Annotated in this window: 12 protein-coding genes and 1 pseudogene; 9 read left to right on the top strand and 4 right to left on the bottom strand. The window is 42.4% G+C overall.

Going from position 1 to position 25061, the window contains the following annotated elements:
- Positions 1-138 precede the first annotated feature (138 nt).
- The 8 genes from BUC17_RS09570 to secDF all read left to right on the top strand — a co-directional run bounded on the left by BUC17_RS09570 (position 139) and on the right by secDF (position 15580).
- Positions 139-3153 carry a tetratricopeptide repeat protein gene (locus BUC17_RS09570; protein WP_073363729.1) on the top strand — a complete coding sequence of 1005 codons (3015 nt, stop codon included), beginning with the start codon at positions 139-141 and terminating at the stop codon, positions 3151-3153.
- Between the two features lie 8 nt (positions 3154-3161).
- Positions 3162-4931: a TonB-dependent receptor gene (locus BUC17_RS09565; protein WP_234977700.1), complete on the top strand. Its 1770-nt coding sequence runs from the start codon at positions 3162-3164 to the stop codon at positions 4929-4931.
- Positions 4932-4987: 56 nt separating this feature from the next.
- Positions 4988-5431: a hypothetical protein gene (locus BUC17_RS09560; RefSeq protein WP_073363727.1), complete on the top strand. Its 444-nt coding sequence runs from the start codon at positions 4988-4990 to the stop codon at positions 5429-5431.
- Between the two features lie 21 nt (positions 5432-5452).
- The gene (locus tag BUC17_RS09555; RefSeq protein WP_143161771.1) at positions 5453-7189 is read left to right on the top strand and encodes a hypothetical protein; all 1737 of its coding nucleotides are present in this window, start codon (positions 5453-5455) and stop codon (positions 7187-7189) included.
- A gap of 171 nt (positions 7190-7360) precedes the next feature.
- Positions 7361-8977, top strand: a complete 1617-nt coding sequence (gene asnB / locus BUC17_RS09550; protein ID WP_073363723.1) for an asparagine synthase B — start codon at positions 7361-7363, stop codon at positions 8975-8977.
- A gap of 317 nt (positions 8978-9294) precedes the next feature.
- Positions 9295-11235, top strand: coding sequence for a DNA topoisomerase (ATP-hydrolyzing) subunit B (gene gyrB / locus BUC17_RS09545; protein WP_073363721.1), 1941 nt, complete (start codon positions 9295-9297; stop codon positions 11233-11235).
- 151 nt (positions 11236-11386) lie between these two features.
- The gene (locus BUC17_RS09540; protein ID WP_073363719.1) at positions 11387-12322 is read left to right on the top strand and encodes a malate dehydrogenase; all 936 of its coding nucleotides are present in this window, start codon (positions 11387-11389) and stop codon (positions 12320-12322) included.
- 222 nt (positions 12323-12544) lie between these two features.
- Positions 12545-15580 (top strand): protein translocase subunit SecDF, encoded by a 3036-nt coding sequence (gene secDF / locus BUC17_RS09535; protein ID WP_073363717.1) that lies wholly within the window; start codon positions 12545-12547, stop codon positions 15578-15580.
- Between the two features lie 284 nt (positions 15581-15864).
- Here secDF and lgt read toward each other — a convergent pair whose 3' ends face one another.
- The 4 genes from lgt to folE all read right to left on the bottom strand — a co-directional run bounded on the left by lgt (position 15865) and on the right by folE (position 19268).
- Positions 15865-16791 (bottom strand): prolipoprotein diacylglyceryl transferase, encoded by a 927-nt coding sequence (gene lgt / locus BUC17_RS09530; protein WP_073363715.1) that lies wholly within the window; start codon positions 16789-16791, stop codon positions 15865-15867.
- Between the two features lie 65 nt (positions 16792-16856).
- On the bottom strand, positions 16857-17102 hold the full coding sequence (gene yidD / locus BUC17_RS09525; RefSeq protein WP_073363713.1) for a membrane protein insertion efficiency factor YidD: 246 nt from the start codon (positions 17100-17102) through the stop codon (positions 16857-16859).
- Positions 17103-17106: 4 nt separating this feature from the next.
- The gene (gene cysS / locus BUC17_RS09520) at positions 17107-18591 is read right to left on the bottom strand and encodes a cysteine--tRNA ligase (RefSeq protein WP_073363711.1); all 1485 of its coding nucleotides are present in this window, start codon (positions 18589-18591) and stop codon (positions 17107-17109) included.
- A gap of 5 nt (positions 18592-18596) precedes the next feature.
- Positions 18597-19268: a GTP cyclohydrolase I FolE gene (gene folE / locus BUC17_RS09515; protein ID WP_073363708.1), complete on the bottom strand. Its 672-nt coding sequence runs from the start codon at positions 19266-19268 to the stop codon at positions 18597-18599.
- 155 nt (positions 19269-19423) lie between these two features.
- Between folE and BUC17_RS09510 the strand changes: the two are divergent.
- A pseudogene (locus BUC17_RS09510) lies at positions 19424-25061 on the top strand (hypothetical protein); the annotation flags it as partial.

Below are 25061 nucleotides of genomic sequence, written 5' to 3'. Positions count from 1 at the left end.
TTTTTTGAGTTGAATTTGATGTAGAAAGGAAACGCAACACTGCCTTTTTGTTAAGAAAAATGTTTATAATAAAACATCGGCACCTCCCGTTATCCAAGGGAGTACTTTATTTTTGAATTATCGCTAAATTGGATTCTCATGCGCAAATTAGAATTATTTTTACTGTTTAATGGCTTGGCAGTCACCCCGATAGTGACCGCCCAACAATCGGCAGTATACACCCACAACCGCTCCGAAATGGACCGCGCTGTTGCTTTGTACAACGATCAACAATACCAAGCGGCCCAGTGGTTGTTTGAAACGGTTCGTCGGAGTCAAAAGAATCCCGACATACAAGCCGATTGCGCCTACTATATCGCTTCGTGTGCCTTGCAACTCAACCAACCCGATGCGCCGCAATTGGTGGAGGCGTTTGCTACGAATTATCCGTCGAGCACCAAGTTGAACCAAACGTATATCGACATGGCGCACTATTATTTTGCACAAAATGATTTCGGACGGGCACTTACGTATTTTGATAAAGTTGACGAAAGTACGCTTACTCCAGAGCAGCAGGATAAATTCAATTTTCAAAAAGGGTATGCCTATTTTGCGGATAAGAAAATTAAAGAAGCCTCCTCTTATTTCAACCGGGTCGCCAATACCAAAACCTATGGTCCTCAAGCGCGTTATTATCTCGGCGTGATTGCTTACGAAGGCGATAATTTTAAAGATGCCTCCAAGTATTTTGAGCAAGTTGCTGGGGATGAAAAATACAAAGAGAAGCTTTCATACTTCCAAGCGGACATGAGTTTCCGTCAAGGCGCTTTTGAAAAGGCAATCGCCGAAGGAAAAACGGCCATGGCCAAATCGTCGCCAGCCGAAAAGTCGGAGTTGAATAAAATTATAGGGGAAAGTTATTTTAACCTTAAAAATTACGCCGAAGCCTTACCTTATTTAAAGGAATACAAAGGCAAAAAGGGCAAATGGAGCAATACGGATTATTACCAATTGGGGTATACCTATTACCAACAAAAAGATTATGAAAATGCCATTTTACAGTTCAATAAAATCATCGACGGTATAGATGCGGTAGCGCAAAACGCCTATTATCATCTGGGTGAGAGCTATATGCGTACCGAACGTAAACCCCAAGCCTTAACAGCTTTTAAAAGTGCTTCTGAAATGGATTTTGATCTCAAAATTCAAGAAGATGCCAGTTTGAATTACGCCAAATTAAGTTACGATATCGGAAACTCGTTTCAGAGTGTACCGGATATACTTTCGGGGTTTTTGAAAAAATATCCAAATTCTCCCAACAAAGCTGAGGTTGAGGGCTTGTTGATTAATTCGTACATCACTTCCAAAAATTACAAAGAAGCCTTGTATTTGTTGGAACAAAATAAAGCGCCAGAATTGCGTGCTGCCTACCAAAAAGTAGCGTTTTACCGCGGCTTGGAGTTGTATACCGATGGTGATTACAAAGAAGCCCAGGTTTTATTTAAAGCCTCTCTTCGCGATCCACGAGATGCCAAGTTTACGGCGCGTGCCACCTTCTGGAAAGGGGAAATCGACTATTTGTTCAATAATTTCCAAGAGGCACTATTGAGTTTCAAACAGTTTGAGGGCATGGCCGAAGCCAAAAATACACCCGAGTACAAAAACATCAACTATGCGATTGCCTATTGCTATTTTAAGCAAAAGGAATACGATCAAGCGGGTAATTATTTCCAAAAGCAAATAGATGCCGTTAAAGACGATCGAACCCGTTTGAATGATGCCTATTTGCGCTTAGGGGACAGCCGTTTTGTGACGTCCAAATATTGGCCCGCGATGGATGCTTACAACAAAGCCATCGATATGAAAGGGGTGGATGCCGATTACGCCGCCTACCAAAAAGCCATAAGTTATGGATTTGTGTCCAAAAATGACCGCAAGATTGAGGACTTCAATCGGTTTTTACAAAGTTTTAAGTCTTCACCCTACCGCGATGACGCCTTGTTTGAATTGGCAAATACCTATGTCACTGAAGGGAAAGCCGATCTAGCCATCAAAACTTATGATGCGTTGTTGAAAGAATTTCCAAGTGGAACCTATGCCGCCAAAGCGGTGTTGCGTCAAGGATTGGTGTACTATAACGGCAATCAAGACGAGGCAGCTTTAGGCAAATTCAAGAAAGTCGCTGCCGATTATCCTGGAACCCCAGAAGCCTTGGAAGCAGTAGCCACAGCGCGGTTAATTTATGTCGATAACGGAAAAGTTGACGAGTATGCCTCTTGGGTACGCACCCTCAATTTTGTCGAAGTGACCGACAAAGAGTTGGATGACGACACGTATACAGCTGCCGAAAAGCAATATTTGCAAAACAATACCAAGTTGGCTATTTCTTCTTTAAACGGGTATTTGGCCAAATTTCCGCAGGGTGCTCATGCGTTGAAAGCCAACTTTTATTTAGCGCAAACCTATTATGCCGATGGGTTAAGTGAAAATGCTGTGCCCCGCTATGAGCAAGTGATTGCACGTCCAAAAAACGAATTTACCGAACAATCTTTGGCGCGTTTGTGTGAGATTCATTTGAAAAAGAATAATTATGCGGCCGCGAAGCCTGTCTTGGAACGTTTGGAAGCCGAAGCTGATTTTCCACAAAACAAAACCTTTGCGCAAGCCAACTTGATGCGGGCGTATTACGAAACCGAGAATTATGCCCAAGCGGTTGTATATGCTGATAAAGTTTTAGCCAATCCAAAAACAGATAATAAAATAAAGAGCGATGCGCAAATTATCGTTGCTCGCTCGGCGATTAAGTCGGACGACGAACCCAAAGCGCGTTTGGCCTATGCCAATTTGTTGAAAATTGCCAAAGGTGAATTGGCTGCAGAGGCTTTGTATTATGATGCCTATTTTAAACATAAGGATGGAAAATTTGCCGAATCGAATAAGGTGGTTCAAAAATTGGCCAAGGATTATTCGGGCTACAAATATTTTGGTGCCAAAGGATTGATTGTCATGGCTAAAAATTATTACGGTTTGAAAGACAGTTTCCAAGCCACCGCTATATTGGAAGGGGTGAGCCAAAACTTTACCGAGTACGCCGATGTGGTGCAAGAAGCCCAAGCCGAACTTACCCGTATCAAAGCTGAAGAAGCAAAAACCAATTCGTCCCTTGAAAAATAACAGATGCCATGATGAACAAACGTTTGCAATATATTCTATTAAGTAGTGTTTTCTTGAGTGCTTTTGGGGGATATGCCCAAAAACAAAATGAAAATATCGGCACCGAAGTGGTCAATGTGGTAAAGCCCTATACGCCCACAATTTCGGATGCTTTCAAAGTGAAAGAAACGCCCAGTTTGGATGATGAAGAAACTACCAAACGGGAAACCATTCAATACACTATTTTTTCTTTTCCCGTGGCGTCAACGTTTACCCCAGCCAAAGGGAAGGCTGCCGCTGTTGAACAAGATCCAAAAGCGCGCTTGTTTTCCAATTATGCGACCTTGGCGGCAGGAAATTATGGCAATGTCAATGGGGAATTGTTTTTAAACCACAATTTCGAAGACGGCAATTACTTCGGTTTGATGTTACGTCATTTATCCTCCCAAGGTGGTATTAAAAATGTGGAGTTGGAGGATAAATTTTCCAATACAGGTTTGGACCTTACCTACGGGGGGAAATCCAGTACCATGTCATGGGCAGCCGAGGGCGGATTCCAGCGGCAGGCCTATCGTTGGTATGGCATTAACAGTTATTTTACCGAGGGACTCACTTCAGAACAAGCGGATTTGTTTTACAGTGGTATCGAACCCAAACAAGTGTACCAAACCTTATATGCAGGGGGACGCGTAGGATTCAATCAAGGGGCCTTCAAAGAGGCCATGTTGCGCTTTACTCGTTTTTCCGATCGTTTTGATTCGGCTGAGAATCGGGTCGTGCTAAAACCTTCTTTTGCCTTTCCCGTAGCGGGTGAAAATATTGGCTTGGATGTAGTTTTTGATTACCTCAATGGCAGTTTTGCGCGAAGCTATGTAGGAGCAACCGAAATCAATTACGGGTTTGCCAATATCGGCGTGCAACCCTCATTTCAATTAACCGACGGTGATTTTTCGGCTCAATTAGGGGCAGCATTCTTTTACAGTGCCGCCACAGAAGGAGGGGAGAGTCGCTTTTTTGTCTATCCCAAAATCAATGTAAGCTATAAAGTAGTTGGCGATATTATGGTTGCCTATGCGGGAGCGGAAGGAAATTTGAAACAAAACGCGTATCGTGATTTTGTGCAGGAAAACTTCTTTGTTTCCCCCACCTTAGCCATTGCTCCCACCGATCAGAAATACGATGTTTTTGTCGGATTAAAAGGAAAACTAGCCAATACCATCGGGTATAATGTGCGGGCTTCTTACCTTACAGAAGACAATCGTGCGCTGTTTACCTCCAATGTTTACGACAGCTTTTCAACCAATCCCAACGGGTATGTTTGGGCAAATTCTTTTAATGTAGTGTATGATAAATTGAATACGTTACAGCTGTTTGGGGAACTAAAAGCCGATATTTCCAAAAATGTACAATGGAGCGGTCAAGCCACTGTAAGCAGTTTTAGTACCGATGCACAAGCAGAAGCATGGAACTTGCCGGCTCTTGAAATGCGCTCTGCTATTGATGTGGTGTTTACTCCCAAATGGTATGCAGGAGCCTCCGTATTTTTTGTGGGGGAACGCAAAGATCAATTCCGTTATACCGATGATGCGGCCGTGGTGCAACCTACCTTTATTACACGCGATATTACTTTAAAAAGTTTTATCGATCTCAACGCGCATGTAGGCTACAAACATAGTGACCGGATTACGTTTTTCTTACGCGGACATAATTTGACCAATCAAAATTACCAACGTTGGTTCAATTATCCTGTGCAAGGCATACAACTTTTGTTGGGCGCCCATTTTAAGTTTGATTTCTAATTTTTTCTATCGTAACTTTCCCAACCTGTAAGATCCTCTTGCAGGTTTTTTTATGTATGAAGTCCGAAATAAAAGCATATTACCAGCAATTACTGCAAGACCGAATGGATGTCTTTCAAGATATGATTGCCCAGCTCACCGATGGAGCGCAAAACGATGCCAAAGGGTCAGCAGGCGACAAACATGAAACTGCCTTATCCATGATGCATTTGGAACAAGAAAAATTGGCGATGAAGTTGCAAGAAGTACGTCAACAAAAAGCCATTATTGATCGCATGGATCCCTCGGTTCGTCACACGCGTGTCGCCTTGGGAAGTCTGGTAGAGGTAAGCGGTCTAAGATTATTTATCGCTGCAGCATTACCCAAAATCACATTGGGCGACCACACCATCATGGCCGTTTCGCCCCAAGCTCCTTTAGGAAGTGCATTATTCGGACAAACAGTTGGTTTTTCTACACAAATAAACGGTAAAAATTATACGATTACAGCAATTTGGTAGTTATACAATAAATGTAACGCCATGAAATACTGTATCACCCTCCTTGCCTTGTGCATCGCCCCAATGGTTTGTTCTCAGTCTTACGGAGAATTTAAAGTACACGAAAACGGTCTCATTTATTCCCCAGCCGCCGTAGGTAAATTAAAGCATATTGTTGATTCTTTGAATTTAAAGTTCAAAGTCTGTGATTTCAGTAAGCGCTTTCAAAGTATGCCCCAAGCCCATGGGTACTACGTGACTTTAGACGGCTCGCGATGCAAAGAAGCTTTGGCTGATATGAAGGCTGGAATGGCTCCTGAAACGTTAAGGCAAAAGTACGCAACTGAAACTTTTGCCCAGTTGCCTCTTCATGAGTATCGCTATACCAATTACGAAAAAAAAAGCATGATTGGTTGGCAAATGTTGGATTTGAACAGCAATGATCAACACGATTTAGAATTTGAATTGGCCGATTTTCAGTCCCAGTTTAAAGAACCTTTGGCGCAAAAATGGGTGTATTCCTATGAGGTTTCAGATTATGATAAAAGTGAACACCTCGCCGCGATCTATTTTACATCCACGCCAACAGCAGTTTCGTTACCGGCCAACTATTCGAGGGCCATACAATATGCTTTGTGCATGATCGATACCACACAAACGGTGATGCTAGCAGAGCGCGATTCGTATGAACTTTTTAACCGCAAACACACCAAAGCTTTTGATAAGTTTTGGAGTTATTTGGAAAAAAAGTATAACCGAGTTAAACCGAGGCCTTACGATTATGAGTTGGCCTATACCTTGGATCAATTGAATGATGACGAAACTCCCGATACAACGGCGGCTATCGCTTATGATTCCATGGAGAAAGTCGATTATGTTGCGGTAGATACTACAGCTGTTGACTTTACCCTTGTAGATACCACAGCTGTTGATACCGCAGTAGCCGTATACCCCTATGAATCCCACAAACCTTCTAGATTGTATCTACGTTTACAACGAATGTCTAAAGAAGAGCGACAACAGTTAATAGATAAAAATGAAGCAAATTTTCGGTACAACCAAGCCCAAGATAGTATTTGGGAATCTCAATTAGCCGAACGGGTTCAAACCCTTTATGCGACCGATAAAAAATTTAGCAGTTTGTTGCACAGTGCGTATGAAGAGGCAAAAACACACTCCCAGTCCAATGACAATTTGGAGCGTGTAATAGCCTGGACAATAGGACCTCGGGAAGCGCTCGAAATGAAACGCCGCCGCCGGGTCGTTGGCGGTTGTAGTATGGACCAAAGGCCCCGTATCCATGCCCAAGAAATTGCAGTACTCGCCGCAGAAACAACCCATTGGGAAATCTTTTTGCGCAGTCATTTAGACATCATGAACGATCGATTTGACCGTGTAAGCGATGGGAGTTATGCCTATGCGGGACGTAAAACCTACATCCGGGAATTGGAAGTTTTAGACATCAATCTCATCGACCTGGTTTTGGGTATAACGTTGCGTATTGACCAAGCGTCACAACATCATTATTTCGGTTCAATTGGTCGCATGGGACGTGCTTTGGCCGAATCGCAGGATCGAGAAAACATTGAGAAAACCATCTTAGAAGCCATCACCGCCTCCGATTTGGATGTGTACAACCGGCAATTGTTCTATTATTTGTATTTGAACTATGTGTATAATTTGCCTGAGTTAGCACAACAGGAAGTAGCGGGCGCCCGATTAAATGCGGTCTTAGCGTCCTTGCCTTTTACGGCCAAAGGATATGTGCGTAGGGAATGAGACTTTCATTTTGTAAACAAGAACGGTGTTAAGTAATCACTTTTCTTAACTTTTACTTTAATTAAGCGTGTTTTAGTTTTTATTTTAAACCAAAACACGCTTATTGATTTTAAAATAACACATTATACCTCAATTTTGCTTCCATAATAAAAATAAAAAAAAGGAACGCATATGTGTGGATTTTTAGCCATTATAGGAAAAGGAAAAGACGAACAATTGATTAAAACTTTGTCAAAACGCATGGCTCATCGTGGACCCGATGAGAGCGATATACATATCACGGAACAAGGCCATTTTTTGAGTCATGAACGCTTGTCTATTATAGATTTACATTCAGGTAAGCAGCCCATTCAAGGGACAAAATCGGCTTGGATGGTGCATAACGGCGAGATATACAACCATCATGCGTTACGGGAAGGTGTGTTGAAAGGGCATACCTTTCGTACCCAATCCGATTCAGAGGTTATTGTGCATTTGTACGAAGAATTTGGGTATGATTTTGTCGATCAACTAGATGGCGATTTTGCCTTTGTTGTTATCGATGGCGACAACTATATTGCTGGACGCGATCCGTTGGGGGTAAAACCGTTGTACTATGGAGTGGACGAACGCGGTCGCATGTACTTTGCCTCCGAGATGAAGGCTTTGGCCGATCAGTGCACTACCTTTTCTACCTTTCCCCCAGGGCATTATTACACCCCTGAAACGGGTTTTGTGAAATATTATAATCCAACTTATGAAGAGTATACCGCTTGTGTCGAAGAAGCCGATTTAGCTTTGCTTCGCGAAAAATTGACCGAGGCCACCCGCAAACGCTTGATGAGTGATGTGCCAATTGGCGTATTGTTATCCGGAGGCTTGGATTCCTCCTTAACGTCCTCTATTGCCTCCCGTTTGTTGAAAGAACAAGGCAAAACCTTGCATTCGTTTTCGATCGGGTTGGACCCCAATGCTCCCGATGCGGTAGCGGCACGTAAAGTAGCTGAATTCTTAGGTACCAAACACCATGAGATTCATTTTACCATTGAACAAGGGATAGCAATCTTAGAAAAATTAGTATGGCATTTAGAAACCTACGATGTAACGTCCATTCGGGCGAGTACACCGATGTATTTCTTAGCCAAAGCCATTACCGAAAACGGGATCAAAGTGGTGCTATCGGGTGAAGGGGCCGATGAGGTGTTTGGCGGGTATTTGTATTTTAGAAATGCTCCGAGTACGGTTGATTTTACCAAAGAGACCATCGAACGCGTACAGAAGTTGTTTACGGCCGATTTGTTACGTGCTGACAAGTCGACTATGGCCCACGGTTTGGAAGCCCGCGTTCCGTTTTTGGACAAAGCCTTTTTAGACTATGCGATGTTGATTAAAGGGGAGGAAAAATTGCCTAAAACCTATGATGGGGTAGAGAAATACATTTTGCGCAAAGCCTTCGATACACCCGAGCAACCTTATTTACCCCAAGAAGTATTGTGGCGTCAAAAAGAGCAATTTTCAGATGGGGTTGGGTACAATTGGATTGACACCTTGATTGACTACTGTGCGGCCCAAGTGACTGATGCGCAGATGGAGCAAGCGGCGGAGTTGTTCCCGTACAATACGCCAGCCACCAAAGAAGCCTATTTCTACCGTACGATATTCCACAAACATTTCCCGCAAATGAGTGCAGCACAAACCGTGCGTAAGTGGATTCCAAAATGGCAAGAAAACCAAGATCCTAGCGGTCGCGCCAATACAGCCCACGTGCAAGCAGATCCTGAAATCGCCAAAACCTCTTTGCCCGTGTAAATAATTTTTTTCAATTAGAAGTTTAGTTTGTTTGTTTGAAAATGCCTGTAGTTGCCACTGCAGGCGTTTTCGTTTTTAGGGAGGAAAATTAGAGTTCCTGTGGGGGGCTATCATTTTTATTTTCTAGCACGCTAAAAATCAAGGGTATAGAAATAGGATTTAAAATAGGTCTTTTTTAGGCTTTATTTTTGATTTAAAAGCCGAAACGATTATTAAACATAAATGTTGATAACTTAGCCTATAAATCGCCTTATAGCGCTTTAAAATCGTCTTTGATTTTTTATATTTGCGTGTTAGACAAAATTCTGAGATTTTTTATGAGCGAAGAAGTTAAAAAGAACGCGTATTCCGCCGACAGTATTCAGGCGTTAGAGGGAATGGAGCACGTACGGATGCGTCCTTCCATGTATATTGGGGATACAGGCGTGCGCGGATTGCACCATTTGGTGTATGAAGTAGTGGACAATTCCATTGACGAAGCTTTGGCAGGCCATTGCGACACCATTCGTGTGACCATTAATGCCGATAATTCGATTACCGTTGAAGATAATGGCCGGGGAATTCCGGTGGATTTACATAAAAAAGAAGGTGTATCTGCCCTTGAGGTGGTTATGACCAAAATTGGAGCTGGAGGGAAGTTTGATAAAGATTCCTATAAAGTTTCCGGTGGTTTGCACGGGGTAGGGGTTTCGTGTGTGAATGCGCTCTCGGATCATCTGCGTGCTACAGTGTACCGCGATGGTAAAGTATGGGAACAAGAGTACGAACGCGGAAAAGCTTTGTATCCAGTAAAACAAATTGGTACTACAGACAAGCGCGGTACGACGGTTTCGTTTAAACCCGATGGTACGATTTTCACCCAAACTTTAGAATATTCGTACGATACCTTAGCGGCGCGTATGCGTGAATTGTCGTTTTTGAACAAAGGGATTTCCATCACTTTGACCGATTTGCGTCATACCGATGATAAAGGTAATCCTGTTTCCGAAACGTTCCATTCGAAAGAAGGGTTGAAAGAATTCGTTAAATTCTTGGATGGAAACCGAATGCCGATCATTGCCAGCGTGATCAATATGGAAAATGATAAAGGCGAAATTCCAGTGGAAGTAGCCTTGATTTACAACGATAGTTATTCAGAAAATATTTTCTCCTACGTCAACAATATCAACACGCACGAGGGAGGAACGCACCTACAAGGATTCCGTATGGGATTAACGCGTACGTTGAAAAAATATGCCGATGCTTCGGGGATGTTGGACAAACTGAAATTTGAGATTTCAGGGGACGATTTCCGTGAGGGATTGACCGCCATTATTTCGGTGAAAGTAGCCGAACCGCAATTTGAAGGGCAAACCAAAACCAAATTGGGGAACCGTGAGGTCGTTTCACCGGTATCGCAAGCGGTTTCGGAAATGTTGGAGAATTATTTGGAAGAAAATCCGAATGACGCTCGCACGATTGTTCAGAAAGTAATTTTGGCAGCACAAGCACGTCACGCGGCAAAGAAAGCGCGCGAGATGGTGCAACGCAAAACCGTTTTAGGCGGTGGCGGATTGCCAGGGAAATTATCCGACTGTTCCGAACAAGATCCAGCAAAATGTGAGATTTACTTGGTCGAGGGGGACTCGGCGGGAGGAACAGCCAAACAAGGGCGCGATCGAAATTTCCAAGCGATTTTACCGTTACGCGGTAAGATTTTGAATGTGGAAAAAGCGATGCACCACAAAGTTTTTGAAAACGAAGAGATTCGCAACATCTTTACCGCACTGGGTATTACCATTGGGACCGAAGAAGACAGTAAGGCGTTGAACTTGGAAAAATTGCGTTACCACAAAGTCATCATCATGACCGATGCCGACGTGGACGGTAGCCACATTTCGACCTTGATTTTGACGTTCTTCTTCCGATTCATGCGTGAGTTGATTGAGGCGGGACACGTGTATATTGCGTCACCCCCATTGTATATGGTGAAAAAAGGAACGAAAAAAGAGTATGCATGGAACGACGACCAACGCGATTTGATTTCGCAACAAATGGGAGGAGGCACCAGTGTACAACGGTATAAAGGTTTGGGAGAAATGAACGCGGAGCAGTTGTGGGAAACTACAATGGATCCGAGTATGCGTACATTGCGTCAGGTGACGATTGACAACCTCACCGAAGCCGATCGCATCTTCTCGATGTTGATGGGGGATGAGGTGCCACCGCGTCGCGACTTCATCGAGAAAAATGCTGTATACGCGAAAATTGATGCCTAACGAAATTTGAAAAAGGATGTCCTAGCCCCGATGGTAGTGGAAATCCTTTTTTGTTTTATCCGGTTACGGTACAACAAAAAAGATTGAAACGGACAGCGGGAATAGCTTCAAAAAATAAAAAATAATACAAACTTATTAATTACATTTTACAATGAAAGTTACGATAGTAGGAGCAGGAAACGTAGGCGCAACATGCGTAGATGCGATTGCTCACCGAAGAATTGCCAGTGAAATTGTGGTCGTAGATATCAAAGAAGGCTTTGCAGAAGGGAAAGCGATGGATATCATGCAAACGCAAACGACTTTAGGATTTAATACGAAAGTGGTTGGAAGCACCAACGATTACAGCAAAACGGCGGGTAGTGATGTGGTGGTGATTACTTCGGGAATTCCAAGAAAACCGGGGATGACCCGTGAAGAGTTGATTGGAATCAACGCAGGGATCGTTAAAGGAGTGGCCGAACAATTGTTGGCGCATTCTCCTAATGCGATTGTAGTGGTGGTTTCCAACCCGATGGACACGATGACCTATTTGACGTTGAAAGCAACGGGCTTACCGAAAAACCGTATCATCGGTATGGGAGGTGCGTTGGATAGCTCGCGTTTCAAATATTTCTTGTCGCAAGCGATGGACAAGCCAGCCAACGATATTCAAGGGATGGTGATTGGCGGACACGGTGATACCACCATGATTCCGTTGACGCGTTTGGCTTCCTACAATGGCGTACCTGTTTCACAATTCTTATCGGAAGAGGCTTTGGCAAAAGTAGCGGCCGATACGATGGTTGGCGGGGCTACCTTAACGGGATTATTAGGAACTTCCGCTTGGTATGCACCGGGCGCCTCAGTGGCGTATTTGGTGGATGCCATTTTGAACGACCAGAAAAAAATGATTCCATGTTCGGTACTGTTAGAAGGCGAATACGGTCAAGACGATATTTGTATGGGTGTACCTTGTATTATTGGTAAAAACGGGGTAGAGCAAATTGTAGATATTGCCTTGAACGATGCGGAAAAAGCCTTGTTTGCAAAAAGTGCCGATGCCGTTCGCGCGATGAATGGCGATTTGAAATCGATTTTAGGATAATTTAATCTTTTCGAAATAGAAATGAGACCGCAATTTTGCGGTCTTTTTTTTAATAATAAGTGTCTAAATAATTTGTTAATCATTCGGTTAATTTTATATTTGCACGTTTCAAAAAATCTGTCTGTGGGATAGACTGTTGGTTTTTTCTGAGAATCAACCGCTTAGCCTGCGATGGATGTTTTTGGTGAAGAGTTAACAAAAATTAATTAATTTTTAGGAGTAATGCAGAATAAAGGACTCGTTAAGTTTTTTGCAATTTTATTTGCTTTGGTAAGTATTTACCAGCTTTCATTCACTTTTGTAGCGAATGGAATTAAGAAAGACGCCAAGGCATATGCCGAGCAAAAATTGGCACAAATCAAGAAAAACCCTACCCCTGGGCAACCCCTTCCGGAGTTGAATGCCTTGGAGGTGAGTTATTTGGATTCATTGAAAAAAGTAGAGGTTTTCAGTCTTGGTTTTGCCGACTACACCTATGAGGATGTAAGCAACAAACAAATCAACAAAGGATTGGACTTGGAGGGAGGGATTAACGTAATCCTTCAGATTTCTGTTAAAGACGTCTTACGTGGTTTGGCTAATGAGTCTAAAAACGCAGTTTTCAATAAAGCGTTGGATAATGCGGCCAAAATTCAACAAGGAAACGAGTCATATTTGGATGCTTTCTTCCGTGCTTTTGATGAGGCAGCCGCGGGGACTTCTGTAAAGTTAGCTTCTCCTGATATTTTTGCCAACCGCAACTTGTCGGATGAAATCAACTTCAACATGACCAATGATCAAGTGAAGAAAGTCATTCGTCGTAAAGTGGATGAGTCCGTAGATTCAGCCTTTGGCGTATTGCGCAAGCGTATTGATAAATTTGGGGTAACCCAACCAAATATTGCTAAGTTAGGACAAACCGGACGTATTTTGGTCGAATTGCCAGGCGCTAAAGATGAAGACCGTATTAAGAAATTATTACAGTCAACTGCGCAGTTGGAGTTCTGGGAAACCTACCGTGTAGATGAGTTAGGAGGCTTTTTACAAACCGCTAATGAAGCGTTGAAAGCGACTGAAAAAGCAACAACGGTTACCGCTGCACCTTCTGCCAATGACTCTATCGCGAAGATGTTGGGTAACAGCAAATCGAAGGATACTGTGGCAGGAGCCAAAGGCAACAATCCGTTATTGGATAAATTTGTATCTATTGGTGGCGGACCTGTATTGGCGATTGTTGCGGTACAAGATACGGCCAAGGTAAATAACTATTTACGTCGTCCTGAAATTCGCAACTTACTTCCAGCCGACAAGCGTTTTGCGAAGTTTGTATGGAGCAAAGGGACTACGACAAAAGATCCAAAAACAAAGAAGGAGAGTCAAACGTTTGAATTGTATGCTTTAAAAGGCAACAAAGACAACAAGGCTCCTTTAAGTGGTGGTGTTATTGTGGATGCACGCGATACGTTTGACCAAATGGGTAAACCAGCGGTTTCGATGCAAATGAACGGTCAAGGGGCCAAAGTTTGGGAAGAAATGACTGGAAAAGCTTACACCGACAAAGGATTCATTGCGATTGTTTTGGATAATGTAGTATATTCTGCACCGGGTGTTTCTTCGGGTCCGATTGCTGGTGGACGTTCTGAAATTTCAGGAAACTTTGATGTGGCTGAAACCAAAGACTTAGCCAATGTATTGCGTGCAGGTAAATTACCAGCGGCGGCAGAAATTGTTCAATCGGAAGTAGTTGGACCTTCATTAGGTCAGAAAGCGATCGATGCTGGAACGATTTCTTCTATCGTAGGATTGATCCTAGTATGTTTCTGGATGATGTTCTACTACGGCAAAGCTGGTTTATATGCCAACATGGCGTTGATTGTAAACTTATTGTTCTTGTTTGGTATTTTAGCTAGTTTAGGTGCGGTATTAACTTTACCAGGTATTGCCGGTATCGTATTAACTTTAGGAACTGCGGTAGATGCCAACATTATTATTTATGAACGCGCCAAGGAAGAATTGCGTGATGGGAAATCGTTGAGCGATGCTGTACGTTCCTCCTACGGATGGAAAGGAGCGATGCGTTCAATCATTGATGCCAACGTAACGCACGTTTTGACTGGAGCCATTCTTTTCATTTTCGGTACGGGTCCTATTCAAGGGTTTGCGACCACTTTATTGATCGGTATTTTTACAACTTTGTTTACTTCGATCTTTATTGCACGTATTTTCATTGATAAAGACGTAGCGGGCAACAAACCGTTGGCCTTTACTACCCCAATTACCAAAAACTGGTTTACAGGGTTCAATTTTGATTATATCGGTATTAAAAAGTATTCGTATATCTTCTCTACCTTGGTGGTCATCGTAAGTTGCGTTTCCTTTTACTTAAATGGATTGGATGAAGGAGTTGATTTTGTGGGTGGACGTACATTCCAAGTGAAGTTCACCAAAGCAGTAGAGCCTTCCGTAATCGCTGAGGCCTTAACCAAAGAATTTGGGACAACGGTAGAAGCCAAAGTTTTTGGTGATGACGACCAGTTGAAGTTAACAACCAAATACAAAATCAAAGACGAGTCCGTCAATACCGATAAAGAAGTTAATGAAAAGCTTTACAATGCTTTAAAAAGTTATTTCCCAGGGACATCCTATAAGCAATTCATCAACAATTACGATGGCAAAAAAATCGGTGTTTTACAGTCTTCCAAAGTGGGGGCTGCGATTTCGGCCGATATCAAAACCAACTCTTTCTGGGCGGTTATTGGTGCTATGGCGATTGTTGGATTGTATTTGATTATTTCGTTCCGTAAATGGCAATATTCATTGGGAGCCATTGCTGCGGTATTCCACGATGTAATCTTTGTATTGGGTGTGTATTCATTATTCTACAAGTATGCACCGTTCCATATGGAAATGGACCAGCATTTTATTGCTGCGATTTTGACTGTAATTGGATACTCGATGAACGATACGGTAATTGTATTTGACCGTGTACGTGAGTTCTTGGCTGGTGATCGAAAAGGACACTTTAAAGATGTTGTAAACGCTTCTATTAATACAACCTTATCTCGTACATTGAATACATCTTTGACGATGATTATGGTATTGTTAATCATGTTTATCTTTGGCGGTGAATCAATTCGTGGTTTCGTATTTGCCATGTTGATTGGTATTATTGTGGGTACGTACTCCTCCTTGTTTATTGCAACACCAGTATTGGTTGATACGATGAATAAGAGTGCTATTGATGATATTGAAAAACGACACTTCACCGATCAACAATAAGCGATTTAAATTATATAGAAAAGCGCCATTCCTTTGGGAGTGGCGTTTTTTTTTACCCAAATTTGTAAGCTTTGGGGGTTGTATTCCCGCAATTCAAGAATAGTTTATGTGCAATATAGTTCTCTTTTATGTGGGGGTAAAAACAGCCCTTGTTTTGTTGTGAAATCGACCTAAGTTAACAGATTTTTCGCTTCATGAGGGAAGTTCGAAATAGGGGTTTTACTTTCTTTAGGACATAAAAAAAACGCCCCGAAAGGCGTTATAGACTATGCTAAATTAATTGATTACAATTCTATATCTTCCGGTAACGGTTTTTCTGCCATAAATAAGAAATAGAGTCCTACGAGTATAAAAGGAATACTCAACCATTGTCCCGTTGTAAACTGTCCGAAAACATCTTCTAAGCCCCCTTGTTTCGACTTGACAAATTCCACGACAAAACGAATAGACCAAAGCGCTATTAAGAACACCCCAAAGATAAGTCCGTGTTTCTCAGCTGCTTTGGTTCGCCAGTACAAAAAGAATAACAACGCAAAGACAAAAATGTAACAAAACGATTCATACAATTGCGCGGGATGGCTATAAGGTACCTGAGCGAGGAGGGAAGCAAATTTAGGATTGTTGACTAGGGCATCATAAGCAGCATCGGGATTCGGGATACCTGTTTTGGCCATGATCGTTTCGGGACTGTAATATTCTCGCACAAATTTTACGGCAAAAGGGTTGGAAGCATCTGTGGCTAGTCCGGTAATTTCAGAGTTGAAAAAATTTCCGATTCGTACAAAAACAGCGCCACTAGCTACGGGAATAACTACACGATCGAGTACCCAAAGCAACGGTCGATTGATGATTTTTTTACTGTAAAAATACATCGTGATAATGATCGCAATCGCGGCACCATGACTCGCTAATCCTGCAAAACCAGTAAATTGAAATTCAGGTTCAAAACGAAAGGGGAGGAGGATTTCTAATTTATGGTTTTTAAAATATTCCCAATCGTAGAAGAAGACTTGTCCCAAACGAGCGCCCAATAAAGTGGCTAAAACCGTCCAAATGAACAAAGTGTCCAATTTTTCCATGGATTCTTTTTCATTTTCATAAATACGTTTCATGATATACCACCCCAACGCAAAGGCGATAACAAACATGAGGCTATAAATACGGATGGTCAAGGGTCCAAGATGGATACCTTCCATAGGGTTCCAAATCATTGTTTTTAGGTATTAGATTACCTCCAAAAATAAGGAATTAATTTGGGGTGTGCCTTAAAAATATGTTATAAATCCGATTGATTTTTTGGTGGAACAGGGTCGTAGCCCGATTTTCCCCAAGGGTGACAGGATAGGATTCGTTTGAGACCCAACCAAAAACCTTTGATAGGACCGTGAATGCGTAACGCTTCGATACAATAGTTGGAACAAGTAGGATGAAACCGACAAGTAGCGGGCATGAAAGGTGAAATGGCTACTTGATAAAAACGAATGATTATCAGTAGGGGTGCTACGATAATTTTTTTGAGCATGCGTTTATAAGGTAAATGTGGTCCCGTCTTTTCCGTCTTTTAGGGTGATTCCCAAAGCGGCCAAACGATCGCGAATTTCGTCGGAAAGTCCCCAATTTTTATCGGCTCGAGCTTGGTTTCGCATGGCGATTAACATTTCGATAACCCCCGATAATTTATCGCTGTGAGAGGCTTCTTTTTTACTATTGCGAAGTCCCAAAACATCAAAAACAAAGGCCTTCATTGTTTGTTGCAAACGTTCTATGTCTGCAGCAGTCAAGGTTTCCTTTTGATCATTAACTAAATTAATCCATCGAACGCCTTCAAACAAATGGGCCATGAGAATGGTGGTGTTGAAATCATCGTTCATGGCTTCATAACAAGACGCTACCCATGCTGAAACATCTAAAGTGGATGTGTTACTTGGTTTAAGTTTTTCGATCAAATCAATGGCTTCCATAAGGCGTTGGTATCCTTTTTCACTAGCCATCATCGCTTCATTGGAAATATCGAGTACGCTTCGGTAGTGTGCTTGCAGAAAGCAAAATCGTACGACTGCTGGATCAAAAGCTTTTTCAAAAAAAGCATTGGTTCCTTCAAATAAATCCATGGGGAGAATATAGTTCCCTGTAGATTTACTCATACGCAAACCATTCATGGTAAGCATATTGGCGTGCATCCAGTACCGTACAGGGTCTTTCCCATTGCATGCTTTTCCTTGCGCTACTTCGCATTCGTGGTGGGGGAATTTAAGATCTAAACCTCCTCCGTGAATATCAAATTGTTCGCCAAGGTATTTCGTGCTCATGGCGGTACACTCTAGGTGCCAACCCGGAAATCCTTCACCCCAAGGAGAATTCCACCGCATAATATGTGCAGGGGAGGCTTTTTTCCAGAGTGCAAAATCTTGCGGGTTTTTCTTTTCATCTTGACCGTCTAAGTCCCGTGTATTGGCCAAAAGTTCTTCAATATTACGGTTGCTTAAAGCCCCATAGTTGAGCCCTTTTTGGTTATAGGCGAGCACGTCAAAATATACCGAACCCTTACTTTCGTAAGCAAATCCTGTTTCAATTAGTTTTTGGGTGAGTTCTATTTGCTCCACGATATGTCCCGTAGCTGTGGGTTCGATACTTGGGGGTAACAAATTAAAAAGTTCGAGCACCCGATGAAAATCAACCGTATATTTTTGAACCACTTCCATGGGTTCGAGTTTTTCCAAACGCGACTGTTTCACAAAGCGATCGTTATCGACGTTCCCATCATCGGTGAGGTGTCCTGCATCGGTGATGTTACGTACATAGCGAACTTTATAGCCCAAGTGGGTGAGGTAACGGTAAATCATATCAAAACTCATAAACGTCCGTAGATTTCCCATGTGTACATTGCTATACACGGTTGGGCCACAGACATACATGCCCACATTGCCCTCTACCAAAGGAGTGAATACCTCTTTGTTTCCGGTGAGTGAATTGTAAATTTTAAGTGTTTGGTTTTGATATAAAGGATTCATGAGGATTAGAATTGGGTATCCAATTTAATATATTCTAAAAATTCACGGCGAACGGCTTCTTCTTTGAATTTGCCTCCAAATTCAGCGGTAACTGTACTGCTTTCAATGTCGCGAATGCCACGAGAATTGACGCATAAATGCTTGGCATCGATGATACACGCGACGTCTTCCGTGTTTAAAACCTGTTGCAATTCATGAACGATTTGTATGGTGAGTCGTTCTTGCACTTGCGGACGCTTTGCATAATAGTCAACAATACGATTCATTTTGGAAAGGCCGACTACTTTACCATTGGAAATGTAGGCAACATGGGCACGTCCCACAATGGGTAGTAAGTGGTGCTCGCAAGTAGAATACACCGTGATGTTTTTTTCTACAAGCATTTCGTTGTACTTGTATTTATTTTCGAACGTAGACGAGCTTGGTTTTTTTTGGGGATTGAGTCCGCCAAAGATTTCCTTCACAAACATTTTAGCTACACGGTTGGGTGTTCCTTTGAGACTATCGTCGGAGAGATCCATTCCCAAAGTATGTAGGATGTTTTGTACATCTTTTTTTATCAGTTCTATTTTTTGATCTTCGGTCAGTTCAAAAGCATCTGTTCGAAGGGGAGTAGACGCATTGGTAGCGATGTGATTATTGCCAATATCGTCGTGTAATTGATCTTCAGAAATCATGCGTAAGTAAGCGTTTTTTTACTAAAAATTGAACCGCAAAGATAGCTATAAATGGCTTAAAAAGCTCAGATTCTCATTCAAAAATAAAAAATGCGAATTTTAAGAAATTGTTACTTTTATTTTAACTATTTTTAGGCCTTAAAAATTACGCTCGAATGAAACTTTTTACACTCAAATTATTCTTTATTACTCTGTTTTTTAACCAGTTAAACGCTCAAAATTTATTGGTTAATGGCGATTTTGAAATGGGAGGAGTAGGGATAGGTTTTAACATAAATGCAACAGGATATACGTTTGTTCCAGCTCCAACGGGGACCACTAGTGCAGGGAATTATGCGGTTGCTACAAACCCGCAGCCTTACAATACGACCAACTTTATTTCGACAGGGGATCACACTACAGGAACCGGAAATATGTTGTGGTTTGATGGAAGTTCCGATGGTGGAAACCCGAGTTTTTGGAAAGCTGGAAATAATGGTGGTGGCGTTTGTGGTTTAGTGGTTGGTGCAACTTATACGTTTCAGTATTGGGTGCGTTCGATATCTCCCAATGTCACAGGGCCAGCAACACAAGCAGATATTCGAGTGGTGTTTAACAATGCTACTGTGACCTCTTCACCCGCTTCAACGTTGGCACCCTTAACCACAGCAGGGTGGGTGCAGCGCGTTTATACCTTTACCCCAACAAATTCTTGTGTAAATATTGAATTGCGTAATTTCAATACGAGTTTTGTAGGTAATGATTTTGCAATCGACGATTTAGCCGTTTTACCCCCGCCACAACCGTTAGGAGTTCGATTTTCAACGGTAAGTCCGTTGTGTGCAGCTCCCGCTACGGGCTCTATTGCTTTATATGGAATTGGAGGAACGGCTCCTTATACGAACTTCGCTGTTACGGGACCAGTTACCCAAAATAACGCAACAGGTATTTTTCCAAACTTACCGGTTGGTACTTACACCGTCAGTGTAACCGATACGGCGGGAAATACAGCTTCTCAAAATAATGTCACTATTGTTCCTGCGGCGAATCCGTTGATTGTTTCTCCGAATACGAGCATCTGTTCAGGAGGGAATACTACTCTATCGGTGAACGGTGGAACTACCTACACATGGACGGCTTCCCCAGCGGATCCCTCGTTAACCAACCCTACGAGTGCAACACCTGTTGTGAGTCCCACAGCGACCACAACCTATACCGTAACTTCCCCTGCGAACGTCACCCGAAATTTAATATTCAATGGTGATTTTACCCAAGGTAATATTGGATTTAATACGGACTATGCTTTTCTACCTGTTAATACCAATTCAACTCAGAAGATTTATGGTATTGTTGCCAATCCAAACACGTGGTTTAATGCATTTACTAATTGTCCTGACCATACTACGGGTTCAGGGAATATGATGGTGGTTGATGGTTCAACTTCCAATGGTGGTACGGACATCGTTTGGCGTCAACAAGTTCCTGTAACGGCTGGTTCTGTGTATACTTTTTCCTATTGGGTTCAATCTTTGGCATTATTAAATTATGCTACACTTCAAGTACGTATTAATGGCGTTTCTCTTGGGGTAGCACAAGCGCCTTCGACTATTGCTTGTGGGAATTGGACACAAGTAACTTATACCTGGAATTCAGGAGCAAGTACAGTAGCTGATATTGCCATTATTGATACCAATACTGCATCTTCAGGAAATGACTTTGCTTTGGATGACATTGCATTCACAACCAATGTCACTTGTAATGCTACACAATCCGTGACAGTGACGGTTTCAACGCTATCGATTTCTGTTCCTTCGAATCAAACCTATTGCACTGGGGCTACAGTTCCTGCGCAAGTATTTACTAGTTCACAGCCAGGAGCAACATTTTCTTGGACCAATTCAAATCCCAATTTAACTATTGGTGGATCAGGTACAGGGAACATTGCTTCATTCACAGCAAGTAATAGTACGACAGTTCCTCAAACGGCTACGATTACAGTCACGGGATCCTTAAGTGGATGTGCTGATGTGACGGCTTCTTATACAATTACCGTGAATCCACAGCCTGGAGTTATGGTCAATAATGTGGTGAAATGTTTAGGCGATACTTCACCCGCAGTAATTACAGCCACACCTTCCTATCCTGGAACCTATACCTATACCTGGTCTGTTCCAACGGGAGCACCTGCACCCGGAAATGTAGCCTCTTTTAATACAACAGTTCCTGGAAGTTATTCGGTAACTATTACCAATACCATAAGCGGATGTTCTGCAACAGCCCCGTTTCCTGGAGTGTTTTCTATTATAACAGATTGTTGTACAAATGATTTTGATGTCACAGCGACCGATCAATTGCTATGTAATGATACCAGTTGTACGGTACTGAATGCAAGTTTTTTAGATATAAAAGATACGACATCCTACACAGTAAGTTCGATTCCGTTTGCACCAGAGAATCCACTAGGGGTATTAGCAACGGCTTTGTGTACTTCAGATGATCGTTTTTCAGATCCTGTAAATATTCCTTTTAACTTTAGTTTTTATGGTCAGTGTTACAATCAATTCCAAGTAGGAACCAATACGTTTTTGACGTTTTTAGTTGATCCTACCCGTTTATGTGCAACAGGTGCGGGGAGTGGTTGGGCATTTACCCAAGCTATTCCAAGTGCTGCTATGAATCCTTTATGGAGGAATTCGATTTATTTCCCAATGCAGGATACGAATCCAGCAGTACCTTCGAATCCAGCTGTCCAGATCAGTTATATTGTTGATGGAATTGCTCCTTGTCGAAAATTGATTGTCAATGTGCGTAACATGCCATTATTCTCGTGTGGTACAGCTCAAGGTCTTCAGGAGAGTCAGTTGGTTTTGTATGAAGGAACCAATGTTATAGATGTTCACGTTACCCGTCGTACAGTGTGTGCAAACTGGAATAGTGGTAATGCGGTATTAGGTCTTCACAATGCTACAGGTACACAAGCAATTACTCCTCCCGGGCGAAATACAGGGACATGGGTAGCGAATAATGAATCTTGGCGGTTTACTCCATCAGGGAATTCATTAACCACTATTCAATGGTTGGATGGTGCGACAGTTATTGGAAATACGCCAAGTATTGCGGTTTGTCCAACCTCCACAAAAACGTATACTGCTCAAGTACGTTATAATGTTTGTGGTACGGTTCGCACCGTAACCAAGCCCATCACTATTGAGGTTAGTCCCGATGATACACAACCCGCTCAAGCGATTGAGAACTGTTTGCCCAACAATGTTTTCAATTTAACTACCAATGAACCAACAGTACTGGGTCCTTTAGTAGGTTCGGGTGATTATGAAGTGTATTATTATACCAATCAATCGGATGCCGAAAATTTAGCAGCGAATTCAATTGGTAATCCTTCAGCTTATGTGTTGAGTTCAGGGACAAGTCAAACCATTTACATGAGTTTGTACAATATTTTTACGGGTTGTATTCGTATTCGTCCGTTTAATATTTCATTGATAGATTGTTCTTTGTGTCCTACCATCGCTAGTCCATCTGCTACTCAAGCGTTGTGTTTAGGTGCTGATGTTAATCCATTGTCGGTTTCTACGACTTTTACAGGAACCAACGCGATTTCTTTTGTTTATTTTACAACACCTCAGGTAGGAAATAATATGTATACGGGCGGAACATTGTTAGGCAATGCTACACCCAATGCCTCTAATGTGGCTACGTATAACCCCGGTATATTAGGAACCGCAGGTTCTTTGCCCAATGTATTGGGAACCTACTATGTTTATGCAATTGCCAATCCTGCACCGAGTGATCCTACGTGTAGGCCTTTTGCGTTAATTGAAGTAAATGTAGTTTCAAGTGCGAGTATACTACTGACTTCTACACCAGCTACTTCAAATCAGACCGTATGTGAAAATACACCCATCACACCCATCACCTATACATTCAGTGGGGCAACGGGTGCAAACGTTACAGGCTTACCCCCAGGAGTTAGTTTTTCTGTGAGTGGAACAACACTTACTATTTCAGGTACACCCACAACTACTATAGGTTCACCGTTCAATTATACGGTAACGTTAACAGGGGTAGGTTGTGGTAATCCAACTGCTACAGGAACGATTACCGTAAATCCGGGTGCTTTTTTAAATTTAACTTCAGCTCCTGCTACAGCCAATCAAACCATTTGTCTTAATCAGGCTATTGTTCCCATCACTTATAATTTTGGTGGAACGGCTACTGGAGCTACAGTTTCTGGATTGCCTGCTGGGGTTAGTTTTGGAGTGTCGGGTAATACATTGACAATTTCAGGTACCCCCACAACTACTACAGGTTCTCCTTTCACGTTTACCGTTTCAACTACTGGAGGAAGTTGTGGTTCGCCCACAGTAACGGGAACAATTACCATAGAACCCATTGGGACATTGAATTTAACATCTGCTGGAGCTACGGCTAACCAAACAGTATGTGCTAATTCACCCATAAATACAATCACTTATACTTTTGGAGGAACGGTAACGGGGGCTTCAGTTGCAGGTCTTCCTGCGGGTGTTTCTGCCACTGTCACGGGTAATACAGTGGCCATCAATGGTACTCCTACTTCAGCTGTTGGTTCGCCATTTACTTACACGGTATCTACAACAGGTGGAAATTGTGGAACACCCTCATTAACCGGTACGATTACGGTAAATCCAGTTACAACCCTTTCATTAACGTCAGCCGCTGGAACAGATAATCAAACTGTTTGTGTTAATTCACCTATTACCCCGATTGTTTATACTTTCGGAGGGTCTGCTACTGGAATTGTGGCTAGTGGTTTACCTGTAGGTTTAAATCAAACTGTTTCAGGAAATACCTTAACCATCAGTGGATCACCATCGACAATCACAGGTTCTCCATTTACCATTACAATACAAACTACAGGAGGAAATTGTGGTACTCCATCCTTAACAGCTACCTTAACGGTACAACCTCAAGCAACGCTTGTTTTAACATCTGCTGCAACGACTACCAATCAAACCTTGTGTGTGAATACTCCAATAACAGATATTGTATACACTTTTGGTGGAACAGCAACCGGTGTAAACGTTGTAGGTTTACCTCCAGGTGTAACGGTTCAAGTAGTGGGTAATGTTGCCACTATCTCTGGAACTCCTACCAATAATGCAGGTTCGCCCTTTAATTATACCATAACAACGACAGGTGGAAATTGTGGTGCACCTTCTCTAGCAGGATCGATTACTGTTAATATTGGTGCCACTCTCGTGTTAAGTTCAACGCCATTTTTGGCCAATCAAACAGTTTGTATCAATGAACCTATTACCAATATTGTGTACACTTTTGGAGGTTCGGCAACTGGAGCCACGGTTACTGGACTTCCAACAGGAGTTTCTTCCTCGATTTCAGGAAATTCAGTAATTATAAGTGGAACTCCTAGTGTTTTGGCGGGTTCACCGTATACATTCAATGTAGCAACTACTGGGGGCACTTGTGGCGCTCCTACCTTAACGGGAACGATTACAGTTCAACCGTTGGCAACCTTAGCACTGACATCAGCGCCTGCTACTGCGGCACAAACGGTATGTGAAAACGGAGCAATCAACGCTATCACCTATACTTTCGGTGGAACAGCTACAGGAGCTACAGTAACGGGATTGCCCAATGGAGTGACCGCTACGGTTACTGGAAATACGGTAACGATAAACGGGTCCCCTGTTTCAGCAGCGGGTTCACCGTACACGTATACTGTGACAACAACAGGTGGTGCATGTGGTTTCCCTTCCTTAACGGGAACCATTACCGTGAATCCAACCGATACGT

This window comes from Flavobacterium fontis, from assembly GCF_900129405.1.
Classification (GTDB): Bacteria; Bacteroidota; Bacteroidia; order Flavobacteriales; family Flavobacteriaceae; genus Flavobacterium; species Flavobacterium fontis.
Note: the sequence above shows the minus strand (reverse complement) of the source record. Positions and strands in the feature narration are given on the sequence as shown.

Excerpts from the sequence above, each read along its gene's own strand:
- BUC17_RS09540 (WP_073363719.1), top strand. The coding sequence starts at position 11,387 with ATGAAAGTTACGATAGTAGGAGCAGGAAACGTAGGCGCAACATGCGTA.
- gyrB (WP_073363721.1), top strand. The coding sequence starts at position 9,295 with ATGAGCGAAGAAGTTAAAAAGAACGCGTATTCCGCCGACAGTATTCAG.
- folE (WP_073363708.1), bottom strand. The coding sequence starts at position 19,268 with ATGATTTCTGAAGATCAATTACACGACGATATTGGCAATAATCACATC.
- BUC17_RS09570 (WP_073363729.1), top strand. The coding sequence starts at position 139 with ATGCGCAAATTAGAATTATTTTTACTGTTTAATGGCTTGGCAGTCACC.
- cysS (WP_073363711.1), bottom strand. The coding sequence starts at position 18,591 with ATGAATCCTTTATATCAAAACCAAACACTTAAAATTTACAATTCACTC.
- BUC17_RS09555 (WP_143161771.1), top strand. The coding sequence starts at position 5,453 with ATGAAATACTGTATCACCCTCCTTGCCTTGTGCATCGCCCCAATGGTT.
- yidD (WP_073363713.1), bottom strand. The coding sequence starts at position 17,102 with ATGCTCAAAAAAATTATCGTAGCACCCCTACTGATAATCATTCGTTTT.
- secDF (WP_073363717.1), top strand. The coding sequence starts at position 12,545 with ATGCAGAATAAAGGACTCGTTAAGTTTTTTGCAATTTTATTTGCTTTG.
- lgt (WP_073363715.1), bottom strand. The coding sequence starts at position 16,791 with ATGATTTGGAACCCTATGGAAGGTATCCATCTTGGACCCTTGACCATC.
- BUC17_RS09565 (WP_234977700.1), top strand. The coding sequence starts at position 3,162 with ATGATGAACAAACGTTTGCAATATATTCTATTAAGTAGTGTTTTCTTG.
- BUC17_RS09560 (WP_073363727.1), top strand. The coding sequence starts at position 4,988 with ATGAAGTCCGAAATAAAAGCATATTACCAGCAATTACTGCAAGACCGA.
- asnB (WP_073363723.1), top strand. The coding sequence starts at position 7,361 with ATGTGTGGATTTTTAGCCATTATAGGAAAAGGAAAAGACGAACAATTG.